The organism is Marinobacter sp. (assembly GCF_039977835.1).
Classification (GTDB): Bacteria; Pseudomonadota; Gammaproteobacteria; order Pseudomonadales; family Oleiphilaceae; genus Marinobacter.
This window is the reverse complement of record NZ_JBDWCL010000040.1, coordinates 64788-82419: the sequence shown is the minus strand read 5'-3', so window position 1 is coordinate 82419 and position 17632 is coordinate 64788. Positions and strand designations below refer to the sequence as shown.

The following is a 17632-nucleotide window of genomic DNA, read 5'->3' as shown; positions in this document are numbered from 1 at the left end:
TCACTTGCTCCAGCGTTGCAGGGTGTACCCATCGTTAACGGTTGTCGGGCCCTCAGGGGCGCCGAGAACACGGCCCAGAATGTTATGAACCTCCGTACCATGAAGCTGGTGGTCGTCAGAGTGCCCGAGCCAGTGGCAGGCGATCAGGCGCCCGCCTGGTTCCAGTATGGACCAGAGTTGGATTAGCAGGGATTCGAGCGCTTCTGGCGTGAAATAATAGCCAATTTCTGAGAAGACAATGAGGTCGACAGGGCCTTCTGGTAGGTCTTCTGGCAGCGCCCCCTTGTGGATACTGACGTTGGGGTAGCCCCGGCATCGATGCCTCGCCGTTTCCACGGCTGTGGCGGAGAAATCGATAGCCTCCAGAGAACGACAAAGCGGGGCCAGCATCGCGGTAAGCTCACCAATGGCGCATCCGGGCTCGAATGCGGACCGGTATTCCCTGTCGGCGAGGCTATTACAGATAGCAGCGTAACGTTGCCGTTCGTAGGTTGAGTGACGGAAGTTCCAGGGGTCTTCAGAACTCTGATAGAGACGTTCAAAAAACGCTGGCGAGGTGTCGGGGTGGTGTTGACGCTTATCGGAGCTCATGCAAAAGCCACCTCCGGAGGCTGACGACAGGCCTGTATCTCGTCGTTCGTGGGCCGGCGAAGTATCTGGATATCGGTTGTGGTCGGGGACCATTTAATCAGGCCATGGGCGACGAAATACTCCAGCCAGTACTCCATACACCAGCTCCCCCATTTACGGTAAAAGCGAATGGCATTGCCGAGAATGTCATCGAATTTGTCCAGCGGTGGCGTGTGCACGGTATGGTGCTGGTGAAGGGCGAGGGCATTTCCGCACCACCCCAGACGGATGCCTGCGGCTGCAAGCTGTTCGGCGAAATCGGTTTCTTCGCCGCCATAGCCAAGGTAGGTTTCATCCATGCCGCCGGCGGTCTGGTATTGCCGGCGCGTCAGAGCAAATGACAATCCCCACAGGGCACGGGGCTCTGGCTCATCTATCCAGCCTTCTCCCGGCACATTCGGGCGCGCAGGGTGCTGTCTGGCATGCATCGCCAACTCGCTGAACGTGGCACTGGCTATGTAGCCTTGCGGGAGAGTGCCGGGCAGGTACCGTACTTCGCCGAGGAGGCAGCGCCCGGAGGCGTCCAGTTGCTCGACAAAATTTTCCACAAGGGTAGGCGACGGGATGCAGTCCACATCGAGAAAAATAAGTCGCTCTGTCCGGGCGTTTGCGGCAGCGGCATTTCGTGCGGCGGCCAGCGGCAGTCGGGCCCCGGGCACCTCTACCACGCTCACTGAAAAAGGCACACGCTCCGAAACCCGAGGTGGCTCCGGTTGCATGCTGGCGACGACCAGTTCGAAGTCCCGTCGGGTCTGGTGGGTCAGTCCTTCCACAAGAGCATCAAGATGTGCCTGGCGACCACGCACCAGGGTCAGTACGCTTGCGGTGGGCTCTGAATGGTCCCGGCCTTTGGGAGAGCGGTCAGTCAGCATCAGGAATCGCCACTGAGGCGGGTACGGCCTGATATTTTCCGGTGTACCGTTCCCCGATCAGTTCGTCCGGCGCACTTTTCTGCCACAGGTCCTGGATCAGCCCCTCGAGGCACCCGGCCGCGCGTTTGGCGGCCTGGTTATCGACCAACTCGCGCTGGGCTACGACATCGCACTGATAGGCCTTGTCCACCAGGGCGCGCCATTGAGCGAAGCTGGCCGGCCACCTGGGGGAGTAGACGGCCAGATTATGAGCGGCTAGTGCCTCGGCCTTGCACGCCTGTTCGTCGTAATAACACCATTCGGGGATGCAGACGAGGGGGCGCCCAACCCGGGCAATTTCATGGGTCAGCGTATCGCCGGGTGTGGCAATAACCACATCCGCAGCGGCGAGGTAGTCAGTGACGTTAGTGATCCAACCAATGTCGACCAGATTTGCAAAGTCTGTTTCGTGGCCGTACCGAACCGTTTTACCCACCGTCAGCCAGAGCGCATCCGGATAAGCTCGAGCGGCGAGGGTAACGGGGGCTATGGGAACGCCAACGCCTCCGTTGCCGGCTACCGCTACGAAAATCTGCTGATCCTCCGGCAGCCCCAGTTGCTTTCGGGCGGCGGCCTTATCAGGGACCGGTTTGCGCGTATCGATCAGACCACCGGTATAGAAGGTGCGCTTGCGGAAGTGTTCTGGCCAGTCCTGTTGTTCCAGTACCTCGCTATACGGCGCCAACATGGCTGCGCAGGCGGAGTAGGCAGCCTGATGGGCAGCGTCTTCACGATCCCCATGCATACGGACCTTCACCACAGGTACGCTGCAGATACGGCCGAGCAACGCCAGCTCTGCCGACACATCGACGATGAAAAGCACCGGGTCTTCTCGCGCCAGCCAGGAAGCGATGATGCCGCCGCTGCCACGGATTGCCGATACCCCCACCGGCGCGCAATCCAGGGCCAGGCAGGCCGGCTCCTTATGCAGCTGTTCAGACCGCGCCTGCTTGCCATGGAAGTCCGGTATCTGCACCACCTCGGCGTTATCAGGGAGCTCGGGGAATATTTCCGGTTTGGCGCAGAAAATGGTAACCGGGCGAGGGTGCATCTCCTGTGCAATTGCCAGACAGCGTTTGGCATGGCCATGTCCGTGGTGATGCACGAAGTATCCGACCGGTCGCCTTGAGAGCTCGGTGTCGTTCGCCAGAGTTTGCAGTGAAGACATGTCAGGCTCCTGCTTCTATTTCTGTTGGCCCGTCCTTCAACGAAGCGCCGGACGGAGGATATGGGGTGTGAACATGAAGAGGCTGGCCCCGGACGGATTCCGCCGGCGCCGCTTCGGACTGGGACTCGAGAATACGGTTACGGTAATGCAGGCCTTCCAGGATGCCCGCAGCGCTCTCAGCCCTGGCCCAGTAAATATTGCTGTGATCATGCAGGGTGGCCAGTTCCGTCGTGTGGTTTGCAACGGCAATGCCGAAGGCGGCATTGCGCAAGAGGTCAAGATCGTTACCTGAGTCTCCTGCGCTAACGACACGGGAAGGTTTGATGCCGTACTTCCTGCGAACGAAGTTCACTGCCCGGGCTTTACCCCCTTTAACGGGAAGCACATCAAGCAGGTTGCCGTGGGAGCAAACCAACCGAGCTGAAAGGCCCGCCGCTGCGAGGGCCTGCTCAAGTTCTGTGACCAGAGACCGGGTATCCAGCCCTGATTTTGCTAGGAGGCGTTCGCTGATGAAGTAACTCAGCTTGTACGTTGACTGGGCCAGGCATCCTTGGGGTACCAGCGCCCAGTGCGCGCCAAGCAACCGCTGGCATTGTGCCCTTTGCCAGCTTTCCTGAAGGATCAGGTGCCAGTCTTCCACCGGCCTGGGCGCGCCATGACGGTCAAACTCGTACACCGAGGACCCCACATCCGCGATGAGGACATCGGGCCGCGGGGCGCCCCAGCTGTCCAGTTCACAGAGCGCATCGTGTACCGACCGGCCTGTGGCGATAACGAACAGGCACTGGCGATTGCGGTTGAGCCAGCGTTTCAACTGCGCCAGCCCGTGATGGTGGCCCAGTAAAGTGCCGTCCATATCGGTAGCAAGCAATTGGCTGAAACTTGTCGTTCTCCGAACGTTTGACGCAGCCCGGGGGGGAGAAAATCCGGTATCCTCCACGTACTGGCGGGCGTGGCGCGTCCAGCTGTAGAAGTTGACGTTTGTGCGGCCACGGGCACTATGACGCTTCCATGCCAGGTCGTCCTCAAGCAGGTGGTGGCAGGCATCGGCTATGGCCTGAGTATCGGTGGGTGGCACCAGCAGCCCGTGCTGACACCGGCGAATGATGTCGACCGGCCCGCCCTCCCGGGTTGCAACCACCGGTAGCCCTGCTGCTGCCGCTTCCAGCAGGGTCAGGCCAAAGGGCTCATTGAGGGCCGGATTCACAAAGACCCCGTGGCGCTGGGTGGCCCACTGGTATATTGCCGGAACTTGCGACAAGTCATGGTGTTTGGGATAGGCGACGTCCCCATACAGGTCGTACTCATCAATCAACCGGAGCAGTTGGTTCCAGACCTGGCGTGCTTCAGTTTCCCCGCTGTCGATGTCTTTACGGGTGCCGGCATAGATCACCAGGTTGGCCTGTTCGCGGAGCCTGGGGTTTTCGCCATACGCTTTGACCAGCGCACATAAGTTTTTCTTTTCCACCGGCCGCGCAATGGCGAGGAGGCAGGGCAGGTGGGGACGACGCAGAAAGCGTTGCAGTTCGGTATCGACCTGCCTGCGGGCCTCTGCCGGAGCGGGTGTGCTGAAAGCGTCCAGGTCGCATCCTGGTGGGTTAACCCGGGTCTTACCAAGGTCATGGTGGAGGTACAGGCCGTACTGTATTCTGGCTTCGTGTTCCGAACTGGCAATGACGCTATCAGCCCCTTCCAGTGCGACCTCCTCCAGGCGCCGCCTGCGTCTCAGCTCTTTGTTGGCGCCCCCCAGGTTTTGCATGTGCTGTGCTTTGGTGGCTCCAAGAGAGTGTGCCGTAAAGACGTAAGGGATTCCGAGAGCGCTCTTTAAACGCATCGCCATGACGCCGGCATCGGCATAATGGGCGTGTATGAGGGCGGGCCGTACGCATTGCTGTTTCATTCGCTCCATCAGCGAATCCACCATCTGCGGGACCTCTCGCCACAGGGCTTCCTTCGGTAAATAATCCGATGATTCTCCCCGGCACCGCCAAAGGGTGACCTCTGGGCTGAGCTGCTCTTCGAGGCGCCAGTATTCGTCTCCCAGGTGGGGCGCGTCGAACGCGCGGGTAACAATAATTTGATGGGAGACTTCAGGGCGCCGGGCGAGCGCTTCCACGAGCTCCAGAAGATACCGGATATGGCCCCCGGTATCGGCGGTCAGGCCGTAGGAAATGGGGCCGGCCTTCAGGCAACCCTGAAGCGCAATGTGCATGATCACGCCGTTCTGGGGCATTCCCATTCGTCAGACTCCTTTCTTCGAGAGGGGCTGATTGCCCTTTATTGGTTCGTATTATTGGTACTGAGAATTTACTGACTCCATGCGCTGATATCCCGGATCCACGCAAACGATTCCTGGTTCTTCAGCTTGGCTTCAAGCAATGCCTCGGGCATCCTGAAACCCTCGTTGTGCACCGGATCAATGGCATTCAACTGCGAGCGATGCTGATACACCGCCTCACGCTTAAGACTGATCAGGTCCGTAATGTCCAGGAGATATTCGTACTCACTGGCCACAACCCAGGGGGAGCGTTCTTCGGGAGGCCAGATCTGGTAACTGAAAAAATATTCGACGGGGTGACTTAGGGCTACCGCAGCCAGCAGTCGTGCTGTCACTCGGTGGTCGGAATGGCAGTCGTCGACCGCGGGTACAAAAACCGTGCGGATCTCCCGTGCCTGCATCAGCTCCAAAATCCGGGCCTCAATCAGCTCACACTGTTCCTCGCCAAGCAATTCCAGCCCGCCGTCCGGAAGCCCCAACGAGACAACATCAGGCTCCGCGATGCCAAGCATCTTCAATGCGCTGTATTGCTCGTTCTTCCGTATGTTGCCGAGTTTTTCCTGCCAGACTCGGTCGCCCGGATGGGAGGCTTCGCCGTTGGTCATTGCAAGCACGGTAATTGAACAGGCCAGCTTGGCGCAGCGTGCAATCAACCCGCCGCAGCCTAGGGTTTCATCATCTGGGTGGGGCGAGGCAATGAGAATGGGACCCAATGAGGTAAGCGGAATAGCCCCGTCATTGCGCTGGGGTTTGGCCGGCGTCAGAGTCGGGTGACGAATAAGATGGTTCGTCTGCTGCGCGGCTGCGATCCGTTCCATTGAGGCTTCCTCCCTTCTTACAGAACCATACGCTGACCCACAACCGTTCGAGAACCTCATAGGTTAATATAGCTATTGGAGAATTCACCGTGCTTTGGGCGGGATTAACATTCAGACAGGGTTATAGAGACTGCTTACCAGCCGGCGCGTTAGTTTCCGTAGCTTTTGAGAAGGAAAAGCGGGGAGCCCATTAAGAAAGCTTAATCAGGTGCAAGGTTCAGAAAAGGTGGGCGCTGTGTCGTCGCGATAATTTCCGATAGTTGGACTAGCATTGTGTCTATGATTTTTGCTCACTGTGAGGGAAGGCACCGTGCAACTGAGGTCGATGCTGTCTGTTCTGTTATTTATTACTGTTGCACCGTTCAATCTCGCCGCAGACCCCGAGCGTGAGGTGCTCAGACTTGCCGCTATTGGTGACGTGCCCAGCACGGATCTGGCCATCCAGCTTCTCGATGCGGCTTATGGCCAGCTTGGTATAGAGGTAACCGCTGTTGTGGTTCCTTCCCGCCGTGCCCTGTTAATAGCGAACAATGGCAAGGTGGATGGCGACCTGTTCCGGATTGAAGATCCGGGGAGCAGGGCCCCCAATCTTATCAAGGTTCCTTATCCGCTGATGGAAGGCCGGTTGTTGGCAGTGGCTCGGGGCTCCGGTCAAATAACTGAACAGGAAGGCAGCCCCCGGCGGGTGGCAGTACGCAGAGGAGTTGTTATTGCCGAGAAAACTGCCAAGCAACTCGGCATGACGCCGGTAGTCGCCAATAGTTATGCCCAGATGCACTCTTTGTTGGAACGGGGTCGCGTTGACATGGCTTTGGTGTCTGAGATTGAAGGGTATTCGCCTCTGAATGAAGAGGATTGGAGCACCTTCAATATTCTCTCCGAGCCAGTTGCGCGGTTCACACTTCACCATTACCTGCACCGACGCCATGCCGACCTTGTAGAACCGCTCGCCGAAACACTGCAGAGGCAGGATGCCAGTGGGGATAAAAACAGAATTCTTGAGCGTGCTCGCCAGAATTAACGCAATTCCTGCTGGATAGTTCAGTTACCTCTGCTGGAGGGACAGCTGTAAAAAGGAGTTAGCGCGGATTGCAGGACTTGTATGTCAGGTTCTGCTTTCCTCGGCAAGGGTGACAAGATCAGCCCGGATGTCTTCAACACTCAGTTCCGGCCTGAACAGCAGGCGAGCGTCGCCCTCGCGGTCGAACACGTACACGGCTCCGCTGTGGGAGACATTGTAGTTGCCTTCCTCGTCGGGATCGTCGTAGCCAAAGGTGGTGCGGTAGCGTTTGCTCAGTTCCCGCAGCGCTTTCTCTTCACCGGTGAGGCCGATGGCCCTCTCACTGAAGAAATCCACGTAGCTCCTGATCCGGTCAGGTGTATCCCTGCCGGGGTCCACGCTGATGAAGACGATCCGGGTGTCTTCCTGTAATTCTGCGGGCATGTCTTTAACGGCACGGGACAGCTTCTGCAGCGTCGTGGGGCACACATCCGGGCAGTGGGTAAAGCCGAAGAACACCATCCGGATTTCGCCATCGGTTTCATCGGCGGTGATCGTCTCGCCCGAGGTGTCTGTCAGCTCAAACGCCAGTTCCGGCATCAGCCCACTGATGTCCTTGCTGCGCCATGGCTGGTCATCGCTGAAGCAGCCAGTCATTAGCACTGCCACAGTGATCAGGGCGGTAACGGGCAATAATTTGGGCAGGGGGAGCCTGAATCTGTTGCTCATGAATGGGTTGCCTTCAGCTTGTCGGAATAGGGGGTTATTTTACCGTCTTCCCGCATCGCGCGGCGGAGGATGATCAATATGCCGAGAATGCTCATCATTGCCGGCGGAATCCAGGTGAGCAGGCCACCCAGGAGCTGATCGGTTTCCGGTGCCATTGGCCAGGCACGACCGCACACCTCGTAAACGTCGTAAACCATGCCTCGCGAGAAAACGATGGTGGCGCCAAGCACCATCTGGGGTATGGCTACCAGAGCCAGCAGCAGGATGCGTTTGCCATAGCCCAGGGCATCGCTGTTCACCGGTGAGCGGGGATCAAAAATCAGCCACCAGAACAACAGGCCGTCCAGCAACATGCTCCAGTTCATGATCCAGTAAAGGTCACGGCTGAGCATGGCGTCAAAATGAATGGGCGGCCACAGCCAGAAATAGATCAGCCCCACGAACAGGAACGAGGCGATGGCAGGGTGTTGCAGGAACCGGTATATCCATCCCACCGGCACCAGTGCCCTCCTGACACCTGGTTTAATGCGGCTATAGAGAAAACGCATCACCGGCAGGGGGTTGGACAAGGCAATCAGGAAAGGGCCCAGGTGGTGAAGAATCAGGTGCTGGCCCCGGTGAACGAAGAACATGTACTGGGAGTAGTAGTCAAAGCGGGTTTGCATGACGGCATAACACATCATCACACCCACCATGAAAACCAGTATGCGGCCACTGCCCGGGCGTTCTTCGTCCGGCATTTTCAGCAGCCCATAGCCATAGAACCCCAGCACGAGCATAAAGCCCGCTATCGTCACGGGCGAGAAATCATAAGGTATCAGGTAGTCTGCGACGGACATCGGGTGTGCCTTAATGCGCTGTGGCGGAACCAGGGAATTATTGTTGTGGCAGGTTCAGAGTTTTACCGGACTGACGGTTAAATTCAAGCGATTGTTGGGAGACGGGTGCTATTGGGGGTAGTCGGTAATATCTCTTATTTTCCGGTACAGCGGCTGTAGTTGAGGGTACATCTTTAGATACACCTCACGGTAGAGGCGTTCGTACAAGTGGCGAGCCTCTTCCCGGGGATGGAAAACATCTCCCACCCGGGTCATGGCCTCTACTGCGGTTTCAAAGTCCGGATGCAGGCCCAGGCCCACGGCCGCATCGATAGCAGCACCCAGGCCAGACGTCTCGTAGGTATGGGGGCGTTCGGCGGGTAATCCGAAAACGTCAGCGGTCAGTTGCATGGCTGCGTCGCTCTGTGAGCCACCGCCCGCCACCCTTAATTTGCGGATGGGAACACCGCTGCGTTTCTCGATGCGCTCCTTGCCTTCCCGTAACGCGTACGCCAGCCCTTCCAGAATGGCACGATAGATATGGGAGCGGGTGTGAACATCACCGAAGCCGATGATGGACCCTTTCGCCTCCGGCCCAGGCTGCCGAACGCCGGGCGACCAATAGGGTTGCAGCATCAGGCCCATGGAGCCTGGTGGCACGGCACGTACCAGCTCGTCAAACAGTGCTTCCGGCTCGATGCCTTCGCGTTCCGCCAGTTTCTGTTCCCGCAGGCCGAATTCCCGTTTGAACCAGCTCACCATCCAGAAGCCCCGATAGATCATCACTTCGGTGGAAAAGTGGCCGGGCAGGGCGGACGGATAGGGTGGCATCATCCGCACCGGTTCAATGTAGCGCTTACTGGTGGTGTTGATGGTGGCCGTGGTGCCGTAGCTCATGCAGCCGATATCCGGGCTGAGGCCACCGGAACCGAGAATTTCGCAGGCTTTGTCCGAGGCTGCTGCAATAACGGGCAGGGGTGATTTGAGACCAAGGTGGTTAGCGGCATCGGCCGTCAGTTCGCCTATGCGGTCGCCTGGCTTGATCAGCTCCGGCAGCATCTCCGGTTTGACCGGCATGGTCTGCCATTTGAAATCCCGTTTGCCGGCCCAACGATGGCGCTTGTAGTCAAAGGGAATGTAGCCCACCTGGCTGCCCACCGAATCCCGGAACTGGCCGGTGAGGCGATAATTCAGGTAACCGGAAAGGAGCAGGAAATGCCGCGTTTCAGCCCAGATCTCCGGTTGGTTCTGGGCAATCCAGTTGGCCTGGGTTTTCTCCCGGAAACGGTCAACCGTGGGTTCCAGGCGCAGCAGTTTGAACAGCCAGCCCCAGGGGCCGGATACCGGGCCTTCCACCTTGGCATGGCGCTGATCGAGCCAGATGATGGCCGGTCGCAGGGGCGCGCCATGTTGATCGAGGTTGATGACCGTTCCGCGCTGGGTAGTGACCGTCACACCTGCAACCTGATCTGGATGAGCTGCCGTGTTCTGCCACAGCCGTTCAGACGCTTTGCCGAGAGCTCCCCAGAAGTACTCCGGGTGCTGTTCGGCCCAGCCGGGTTGCTCGGAGAAGTAGGGTTCTATGTCCTGTTTACCCTTGCCCACCAGATTTCCCCGGGTATCAAAAAGCAGGGTGCGAACACTCTGGGTGCCGTTGTCGATGGCCAGGATCAGCGAGCCGTTGGAACTCATGTAGCATCCCCGCCAACAGACGGCAGGGAATAGCTGGATTGCCATATGCCAAGGTAGCGGTTCTGCTCACGCTCCCAGGTGTCGTCATTCCAGCCAAGGATGGGTTGGCATACCTTGCGGATGTCCGGCAAAACCTCACTCGCCCCGGAGGGCAGGGTCAGCCCCAACCGGGTCCGGCGTAGCAACAGGTCATCCAGGTGAACAACGCCCGTGTTGGCAGCGGCCCAGGCGAGTTCCGCCCAAAGGGTTTCCGAATGGGGCACAGTGTCATGGGCGCCAGCGTTCAGGACACTGGCCAGCGCGGGCCCATAGAAGCCCTGAAGGCGTTTCCAGTTGTGATGGCTGATGCTCTCAGGCCTATCCAGTTCTGCAATCGGGGAAAATACGCGGGCGGCGTTATCCCTGAGTGAGAAGTCCGGCATCAGGTCTTGCGCTTTTTCAAGCACTTCCCGGGCTATCAACCGGAAGGTTGTGAGCTTGCCACCGGCAATACTCGCCAGCCCGCTTTCGTACCAGATCACGTGCTCGCGGTTTTCCTTTGAGGGTTTTACAGGTTTTCCGCTTGAGCTCTGTTCGGTGACTACCGGCCGCACACCGGCCCAGGTGGCGATGATGTCGTTTTCGGAGATGCCGCTGGCGGGAAACAGGGTTTCCGAGATTTGCAGAAGGTAATTCATCTCTTCCCGGGTAACCGCCGGTTCCCGGGAAAGTTCTTCGTCATGGTCCAGGTCTGTGGTGCCCAGCACGGTGGTGCCTTGCCAGGGAAAAGCGAAGACCGGGCGGCCGTCCTGTGGGTGGAACAGCGAAACCGAACAGGAAACCGGGAGCCTGCTGAATGGCAAAACCAGGTGGCTGCCACGAAGTGGCCGAATGCGGCTACTGTCGTTATCCGTTTTTTGAAGGGACTGTGCCCATGCTCCGGTGGCATTGGCCACCAGGCGGGTATTGACGGTGAATGCCGGCCCTCCGGCGACGTTGTCCCGAAGCTGGACGCCGGTGGCAGCGGAGGTGTCTTCGTCACGAAGAATGGAATCGGCCTGAAGGTAATTCAGGCACATGGCACCATCGGCCTCAGCTTCTTCAATCACCCGCTGCACCAGTCGCGAATCGTCAGTGACGGCGTCGGTAAACCCACTGGCTGCTACCAGGTTGTCGGTTGCCAGCCCGGGCACCCATTGCAGGGTTTCAGCGGGCGACAGTCGCTGCCTTGACGGGTTACGGGCTATGCGGTCGTAAACGCGCAACAGGATCTGGAACAGACCGGGTCCGGGAAACTGCTTGCGATAATGGGGCATGATGAAGCGCAGGGGGTCGATCAGCCCCGGAGCTTCTTCCATCAGGCGCTCCCGCTCCCGCACAGCATCTCGTGTCAGGTTGAACTGGCCGCTGCCCAGATAGCGGAGGCCACCGTGAACCATTTTGGAGGAGCGGCTGGAGGTGCCCCAGGAGAAGTCTCTCTGCTCCACCAGCAATGTTCGCAGGCCACTGCCTGCCGCTTCCCGGGCAATACCGGCCCCGGTGATACCGCCACCGATCACGACGATGTCGAACTCCGGGTGGCCGGTCCGCAGCTGCTCCAGTTTTTGTGCGCGAGTCTTTGGCATTGTTATTCAACCAGTGTTTCGGGATTCAGCAGGCCAGCCGGGTCGAAGGTCCGGCACAGCGTGCCAATCGCCAGCATGCCCAGCTCGCCTTTCTCCACCGGAAGGAAGGGGGCATGGTCTTTACCGACCCCGTGCTGGTGGCTGATGGTTCCGCGATTGTTGACGATAACGCCGGACGTGCTGTCTTTAAGGACCTTCCAGCGGGCAAGGGTCTTGTCATAGCTATCGGCAACCCGGAACACATAGGTTGTATAGATGCTGCAGCCCTGGGGGTAAAAATGTGAAAGATGCGTGAAGACGTGAACTGACTCTTTGTTTTTATTCAGCTGGTTACGAAGGTTTTCTTCAATCCGTCTTAAGAGATGATCAACGTTGTCCCAGTCGGTCGCGGTTTCCAGGGTGTCGACGGCATAGCCCAATTCCCACAGTGCCTCTCTCAGGTAGGGCATGGTGAAACGTTTGGCGGCCCATTTGTCGCCCAGTTTCCTGCCGGTGTAGATGCCGTCGTGGTCACCGCAGATTGCGCGGGTCTCCTTCAGGGCATTGCTGCACTGTCGTTTGCTGCCGGTGATCCCGAAGGTCATCATGCATTTGCCGTCTTTTGCGCCACGCAGTGAAAGATAGGATTCGAGCATGGTAATCAGCCCGGGATGCCCCGCGAGGGCCAGTTGGGTTTCGGTTTCCGTGGCGTTACTCAGGCGTAGCATGGAAAGCTGGGTGCGGTTCTGAACCAGCTTACGGCAGGCCGTTCGGGCCTTGTCCCAGGACGGGAAAAACACCACATGAAAGCTCTCATGGGCGGGCAGGGGCGTGACCCTGACCTTTACCTCCGTGATCAGGCCAACTCGGCCTTCGGAACCCAGAATCAACTCGCGGATATCCGGGCCAGCACTGGAGGCCGGGAACGTGGGGATCTCCAGTGTACCCTTGAGCGTCTCGATGCGTCCTCCGGCGAACAACTGCTCGATACGCCCATAGCGCAGCGACTGTTGGCCGCTTGAGCGACTTGCCACCCAACCTCCGATGGTGGACAGCTCGAACGACTGGGGGAAGTGACCAAGTGTGTAGCCTTGCGCCCGCAACTGGGATTCCACCAGCGGGCCGGGCGTGCCGGCTCCAAAAGTGGCAACCTGGCTTTCGCGGTCCAGGTCGATCAGCCGGTTCATGCGGCCCATATCCACGGTTAATACCGGTTTCTCGCCTTTTACCGGGTTGATATGCCCGACAACGCTGGTCCCGCCGCCGTAGGGGATGACTGAAAGGTCATGCTCTCCCGCGTAGCGAAGCAGTTCAGCCACAGCCCGGGATGATTCCGGGTAAGCCACACCATCCGGGAAAACACCGAAGCCACCACTGCGCATGGCCAGCCAGTCAGCCAGGCTCTGGCCACGGGCGTGGCGTACCCGGTCCTCCGGCGTTGTGACCACATCCGGATGCGCCGGCAAACGGCTGGCCGGCACCTGTGCGCATGCAGCCTCAAGGGAAGTGTCGGTGAGCGGGGTGGCAGTACCGATGCGATCTTCAAGGAACTGGCGTCCGCCATCCGGTAATTCGAGGTTGAATTGATCGTCGCCCCAGCCGTTCCAACGTCGCATAAGGGTTATCCTTCCACAGTGGTTTGAATATGTCTGGATTGTACCGGCATTTGATGCTGTGGCTATGTCACTTGGCGACAGGTGTTGTGTCTTATGGCGTCAACGGAGGCTGTCAATCAGCCGTGCATTAAGGTCCTGCCAGTGGGAGAGTTTCTCCGCTTCACCAATACGCTGGTTATCGCCACCGGAGCGATTCAGCCACAGGCCATCGCCATTGAAGCTGTAGACCGGCTCAAGGTCAGGGCGCTGGGACGCAGGTTTTATGGCGTTGATCAGGTTGTCAAGTATCAGTGGGTCCGCATCGGGCTCCGGGTACCACGCCAGCACCATATGGGCCTGATTGAGCTCCAGGGCTTTGACATAGACGATGCGCAGCTGTTCATCCGGCACACCCATGGATTTCAGGGTCAGGTACTTGGCGATGGAGAAATCCTCACAGTCGCCCCCGTTGGTGGTCAGCAATTCTACCGGTGTTGCCCAGTAGTCTTCCTCGCCCCAGTGTTCCATATCCGTCATGAAACGGGCGCGGTTGAAGAAGGAATTGACCAGCCTGAGCTGCCGGCCAACAGGAGCGTTTGACGCCATGTTGTGGAGATTCTGCCAGGTTCTGAGGCGGCCGTGGGCCTCATCACCGAATTCGGAGCGGACATAGTCCATCAGCTTCTCGCCCAGTTCAAAAGCGGCCACCGTCAGTGTGGTTACCATCATGAAGATCGAGATCAGGGAGATCAGGGAGCAACGGCGTCGGGGGGTAAGTGTGGCCGTCTCCATGGGTGTCCTTAGTTGTTGTTTCTCAGGCGTTCACGAAGTTGCTCCAGTCGCCGGCGGATTTCTTCCCGGCGTTGTTCACTGTTATCACCGGCGTCGGAGGCAGACTGGCCTGTACTGGCAGGGCGGGTTGGCGCCTGAGGGTCCTGTTGGCCACCCGAGGTTTGAGTGGATGCCAGGGACACGCCAGACCTGTCTTCATCTTCCGGAAAATACAGGTTCTCGAGTTTCCCACCCCTTTCAATAATGACTCGGTTGGCCCGCACGGAACGAAGCGTGGCATTGCCGGGCAACTCGTCACCAACAAGGTAGGCTTCGGTTTTACTGTTGTCGTCCTCAATCAGCGCGCTGCCCGGAAAATCACCGGAAGCGGCCAATACACCCCGGAGGAATAGCCGCAGATTGGTTTCCGGCAGATTCTCGGTGTCTGCTTCGGCCTCAGTCGCTACCTCGCCGGGTTTGCCAAACAGGTCAAGAGAGGCCAGATTGATGTTCGGCTCCTGCGGGACATTGCCCGTGGTCTGCGTAGGCATGGCCGGGGTGGTCGTGGTGGTATCGGTTTCGTTCTGCCAGAAACGATATCCCTGCCAGGCTGTCACAGTGATCATGGCAATGCCTGCGACGGTGGCGAGTAACAGTGGTAACCTCGAGCTGGTTAAAAGCATTGATTGTCCCGAAAAGCGCTGGTGAGAGCCGGCAAAAGGCTCACAGGTTATCAGACTGAAAAGTTTTATTGGCAGTATAGTGTATAGAGTTATTCAGCGGTTCCATATCCTATGGTAGCCTTTCTGAATTAATTGAATAAAAAGGGATTCTGGAACTCTCGCCTTCCGGCCCCGGTAACAGAACGAGGACGATCGTGGACACAGAAACAGAACTTCAGCCGCAGGATGCTCCGCTCGGCCGTCTTCCCTTCACGTTCGCCAAGCGCAACGGCGTGATTCTGACCCGTGACGATCACGGCGAGCCCGTTATCCTGGTGCGTCCCGGTGCCGGCCATTCTGCATTGGCGGAAGCCAACCGCATCAGTGGCGGCCGGGCCAGATTCTCCACCATTGAGCCGGCGAGGTTTGATGCGGCCCTGAACGCGGCCTATCAGAACGATTCCGCCGAAGCCATGCAGATGGTGGAAGGTATTGGCGACGACATGGATCTGGCCTCGCTGGCAGATTCGGTGCCGGAAACTGAGGATCTGCTGGAGCAGGAAGACGACGCCCCGATTATCCGGCTGATCAACGCCATCCTGACAGAGGCAGTCAAGACCAGTGCCTCGGATGTGCATATTGAAACCTACGAAACCCGCCTGGTCGTCCGCTTCCGGGTAGATGGTGTGCTGCGGGAAGTGGTTCAGCCGAAACGGGCTCTGGCACCTTTGCTGGTATCCCGTATCAAGGTTATGGCCAAACTGGATATTGCGGAAAAGCGCGTTCCACAGGATGGCCGTATCGCCCTTCGTGTCGCCGGCCGGGAAGTGGATATCCGGGTATCTACCATGCCGTCCTCCAGTGGCGAGCGGGTGGTACTGCGTCTTCTGGACAAGCAGGCCGGCAGTATCCGCCTGGAATCCCTGGGCATGGCCGGCAACGATCTGAAGATACTGCGCAAGCTGATCTACCGTCCTTACGGTATCCTGCTGGTAACCGGTCCGACGGGCTCAGGTAAGTCGACAACCCTTTACGCATCGCTGCAGGAAATAAACGACCGCAGTCGTAACATCCTGACGGTTGAGGATCCCATTGAGTACAACCTGCCCGGCATCGGCCAGACCCAGGTGAATACCAAGGTGGACATGACCTTTGCCCGGGGCCTTAGAGCGATTCTGCGCCAGGATCCTGACGTGGTCATGATAGGTGAGATCCGGGATCTTGAAACCGCTGAAATTGCGGTTCAGGCCAGCCTGACGGGCCACCTTGTACTGTCCACTCTGCACACCAACACGGCCGTCGGCGCCATCACTCGTCTTATGGATATGGGCATCGAACCGTTCCTGATTTCGTCCAGCCTGGTGGGCATCGTTGCCCAGAGGCTGGTGCGCGTGCTCTGCAAGGACTGCCGCGAACCCTACGAGCCCAGTGAGGAACATTGCGAATTTCTGCAGCAGGATCCTTCCAGCCCACCCACAATCTATCGGGCCAAAGGATGCGAGCACTGCAACCAGTTGGGCTACCGCGGCCGTATAGGTATCTATGAAGTGGTTGAAGTGAACGAAGAGATCAGCTCACTGATCCACAAGCGGGCAGGGGAACTGGATCTCGAGCACGAAGCCCGTCTCCATGGCCCGAGTATCCATGCCGATGGCGTGCAGAAGATCCTGGATGGCGTGACCACGGTTGAAGAGGTCCTTCGTGTGACCCACCGGAGCAGATAGATACATGCCAGCGTTCGAATACAAAGCTCTTGATAGCCGTGGCAAACAGAAACAGGGAGTGGTTGAAGCAGATGCGCCCAGGGCGGTACGTCAGCAACTGCGCGAGAAGGGGCTGACGCCTTTAGCGGTTGAGCCGGCCACCGAAAAGCAGACCCGCAGCAATCCACTGAGCAGCCGGGGTGGCCTTGCAACCGCCGACCTTGCCCTGGTTACCCGGCAACTGGCAACCCTGATACAGTCCGGCATTCCCATCGAGCAGGCGCTGTCTGCGGCAGCCCAGCAGTCATCCAGTCCGCGGATTCGCAGTATGCTGATTGCCATCCGCGCGAAAGTCATGGAAGGCTACAGCCTGGCGGACAGCCTTGGGGAGTTTCCCCGGGCATTCCCGCGTTTGTACCGCTCTACCGTCGCGGCCGGTGAACACGCAGGGCACCTGGATCTGGTGCTCAACCGTCTGGCGGACTACACCGAGGCCCGGCAGGAGTCACGCCAGAAAATCCAGCTTGCGGCGATTTACCCGATTATTCTCAGCGTGGTTGCCATAGCCATCGTGGTTTTTCTGCTGACCTATGTGGTTCCGGATATCATCGAAGTATTTGTGAAACAGGGGCAGGAGCTACCGGCACTGACATCGGCCATGCTGGCGGTATCGGATTTTCTGGGGAGCTACGGTATCTATCTGGCGATCCTCATTATTGCCGGTATCGTGGCGTTCCGCCTGTCTTTGCGAAAGCCCGCGTTCCGGCTGCGGTTCCACAAAAGCCTGCTGAATATGCCGTTATTTTCCGGCATGGTTCGGGGGGTCAACACCGCCCGTTATGCCAGCACTCTCAGCATCCTGACCACCAGTGGTGTTCCACTGGTGGATGCCATGCGAATTGCCGGCGAGGTGTTATCAAACGATTATTTGCGCCAGGAGCTGAGGGATGCGGCAAGGAAAGTGAGCGAGGGTGGTTCGCTGCACCGGTCGCTGGACCAGACCGGGTACTTTCCGCCGATGATGCTGCATATGATTGCCAGCGGTGAGGCCAGCGGCGAACTGGACAACATGCTGGAGCGGACCGCGTCCATGCAGGAAAACACCCTGCAATCAAAAATCGCGGCCATTGTCGGGCTGTTTGAGCCCATGATGTTGCTGATAATGGGTGTGGTGGTGCTGATAATCGTATTGGCCATCATGCTCCCGATTCTCAACATGAGTAACCTGGTTGGGTAGCCCGTATCGCGGCTACTGGATCCGGACCATTTCGAAA

The 17632-nt window shown here is 58.5% G+C and carries 15 protein-coding genes; 3 read left to right on the top strand and 12 right to left on the bottom strand.

What is annotated here, in order from left to right:
• From ABJM11_RS11630 to ABJM11_RS11610, 5 genes are all read right to left on the bottom strand, one after another.
• On the bottom strand, positions 1–591 hold the full coding sequence (locus ABJM11_RS11630) for an SAM-dependent methyltransferase (RefSeq protein WP_348293432.1): 591 nt from the start codon (positions 589–591) through the stop codon (positions 1–3).
• Complete coding sequence (locus ABJM11_RS11625; protein WP_348293431.1) at positions 588–1502, bottom strand: glycosyltransferase; 915 nt, start codon at positions 1500–1502, stop codon at positions 588–590. The genes ABJM11_RS11630 and ABJM11_RS11625 overlap by 4 nt, the downstream gene beginning before the upstream one ends.
• Positions 1492–2709: a hypothetical protein gene (locus tag ABJM11_RS11620; protein ID WP_348293429.1), complete on the bottom strand. Its 1218-nt coding sequence runs from the start codon at positions 2707–2709 to the stop codon at positions 1492–1494. The genes ABJM11_RS11625 and ABJM11_RS11620 overlap by 11 nt, the downstream gene beginning before the upstream one ends.
• Before the next feature lies 1 nt (position 2710).
• Positions 2711–4948, bottom strand: coding sequence for an HAD-IIB family hydrolase (locus tag ABJM11_RS11615; RefSeq protein ID WP_348293428.1), 2238 nt, complete (start codon positions 4946–4948; stop codon positions 2711–2713).
• Positions 4949–5016: 68 nt separating this feature from the next.
• Entirely contained in the window at positions 5017–5805 is a 789-nt protein-coding gene (locus ABJM11_RS11610) for a PIG-L deacetylase family protein (RefSeq protein ID WP_348293426.1), read from the bottom strand.
• Between the two features lie 310 nt (positions 5806–6115).
• On the opposite strand from ABJM11_RS11610, the gene ABJM11_RS11605 reads away from it, so the two are divergent.
• Entirely contained in the window at positions 6116–6826 is a 711-nt protein-coding gene (locus ABJM11_RS11605; RefSeq protein ID WP_348293425.1) for a transporter substrate-binding domain-containing protein, read from the top strand.
• 84 nt (positions 6827–6910) lie between these two features.
• Here the strand turns inward: ABJM11_RS11605 and ABJM11_RS11600 are convergent, their stop codons facing one another.
• The 7 genes from ABJM11_RS11600 to ABJM11_RS11570 form a co-directional block, all read right to left on the bottom strand.
• On the bottom strand, positions 6911–7534 hold the full coding sequence (locus ABJM11_RS11600) for an SCO family protein (RefSeq protein WP_348293424.1): 624 nt from the start codon (positions 7532–7534) through the stop codon (positions 6911–6913).
• Positions 7531–8373, bottom strand: coding sequence for a cytochrome c oxidase assembly protein (locus ABJM11_RS11595; RefSeq protein WP_348293423.1), 843 nt, complete (start codon positions 8371–8373; stop codon positions 7531–7533). Before ABJM11_RS11595 ends, ABJM11_RS11600 begins: the two co-directional genes overlap by 4 nt.
• Before the next feature lie 108 nt (positions 8374–8481).
• Complete coding sequence (locus ABJM11_RS11590; protein WP_348293421.1) at positions 8482–10044, bottom strand: FGGY-family carbohydrate kinase; 1563 nt, start codon at positions 10042–10044, stop codon at positions 8482–8484.
• Complete coding sequence (locus ABJM11_RS11585) at positions 10041–11648, bottom strand: glycerol-3-phosphate dehydrogenase/oxidase (protein ID WP_348293419.1); 1608 nt, start codon at positions 11646–11648, stop codon at positions 10041–10043. Before ABJM11_RS11585 ends, ABJM11_RS11590 begins: the two co-directional genes overlap by 4 nt.
• 2 nt (positions 11649–11650) lie before the next feature.
• Complete coding sequence (locus tag ABJM11_RS11580) at positions 11651–13243, bottom strand: FAD-binding oxidoreductase (protein ID WP_348293418.1); 1593 nt, start codon at positions 13241–13243, stop codon at positions 11651–11653.
• Positions 13244–13342: 99 nt separating this feature from the next.
• Positions 13343–14014, bottom strand: coding sequence for a transglutaminase-like cysteine peptidase (locus tag ABJM11_RS11575; protein ID WP_348293416.1), 672 nt, complete (start codon positions 14012–14014; stop codon positions 13343–13345).
• Between the two features lie 8 nt (positions 14015–14022).
• The gene (locus ABJM11_RS11570; RefSeq protein WP_348293415.1) at positions 14023–14676 is read right to left on the bottom strand and encodes a type II secretion system protein N; all 654 of its coding nucleotides are present in this window, start codon (positions 14674–14676) and stop codon (positions 14023–14025) included.
• A 194-nt stretch (positions 14677–14870) separates the two neighbouring features.
• Here ABJM11_RS11570 and gspE point away from each other — a divergent pair, with 194 nt between their 5' ends.
• Positions 14871–16379 carry a type II secretion system ATPase GspE gene (gspE, locus tag ABJM11_RS11565; protein WP_348293413.1) on the top strand — a complete coding sequence of 503 codons (1509 nt, stop codon included), beginning with the start codon at positions 14871–14873 and terminating at the stop codon, positions 16377–16379.
• Positions 16380–16383: 4 nt separating this feature from the next.
• A complete protein-coding gene (gene gspF, locus ABJM11_RS11560; RefSeq protein WP_348293411.1) occupies positions 16384–17595 on the top strand; it encodes a type II secretion system inner membrane protein GspF in 1212 nt (403 codons plus the stop codon).
• Positions 17596–17632: the final 37 nt, after the last annotated feature.

What these genes read in the sequence shown, in the direction of transcription:
- ABJM11_RS11630 (WP_348293432.1), bottom strand. Translation starts at nt 591, where the DNA reads ATGAGCTCCGATAAGCGTCAACACCACCCCGACACCTCGCCAGCGTTT.
- ABJM11_RS11625 (WP_348293431.1), bottom strand. Translation starts at nt 1,502, where the DNA reads ATGCTGACTGACCGCTCTCCCAAAGGCCGGGACCATTCAGAGCCCACC.
- ABJM11_RS11620 (WP_348293429.1), bottom strand. Translation starts at nt 2,709, where the DNA reads ATGTCTTCACTGCAAACTCTGGCGAACGACACCGAGCTCTCAAGGCGA.
- ABJM11_RS11615 (WP_348293428.1), bottom strand. Translation starts at nt 4,948, where the DNA reads ATGGGAATGCCCCAGAACGGCGTGATCATGCACATTGCGCTTCAGGGT.
- ABJM11_RS11610 (WP_348293426.1), bottom strand. Translation starts at nt 5,805, where the DNA reads ATGGAACGGATCGCAGCCGCGCAGCAGACGAACCATCTTATTCGTCAC.
- ABJM11_RS11600 (WP_348293424.1), bottom strand. Translation starts at nt 7,534, where the DNA reads ATGAGCAACAGATTCAGGCTCCCCCTGCCCAAATTATTGCCCGTTACC.
- ABJM11_RS11595 (WP_348293423.1), bottom strand. Translation starts at nt 8,373, where the DNA reads ATGTCCGTCGCAGACTACCTGATACCTTATGATTTCTCGCCCGTGACG.
- ABJM11_RS11590 (WP_348293421.1), bottom strand. Translation starts at nt 10,044, where the DNA reads ATGAGTTCCAACGGCTCGCTGATCCTGGCCATCGACAACGGCACCCAG.
- ABJM11_RS11585 (WP_348293419.1), bottom strand. Translation starts at nt 11,648, where the DNA reads ATGCCAAAGACTCGCGCACAAAAACTGGAGCAGCTGCGGACCGGCCAC.
- ABJM11_RS11580 (WP_348293418.1), bottom strand. Translation starts at nt 13,243, where the DNA reads ATGCGACGTTGGAACGGCTGGGGCGACGATCAATTCAACCTCGAATTA.
- ABJM11_RS11575 (WP_348293416.1), bottom strand. Translation starts at nt 14,014, where the DNA reads ATGGAGACGGCCACACTTACCCCCCGACGCCGTTGCTCCCTGATCTCC.
- ABJM11_RS11570 (WP_348293415.1), bottom strand. Translation starts at nt 14,676, where the DNA reads ATGCTTTTAACCAGCTCGAGGTTACCACTGTTACTCGCCACCGTCGCA.
- gspF (WP_348293411.1), top strand. Translation starts at nt 16,384, where the DNA reads ATGCCAGCGTTCGAATACAAAGCTCTTGATAGCCGTGGCAAACAGAAA.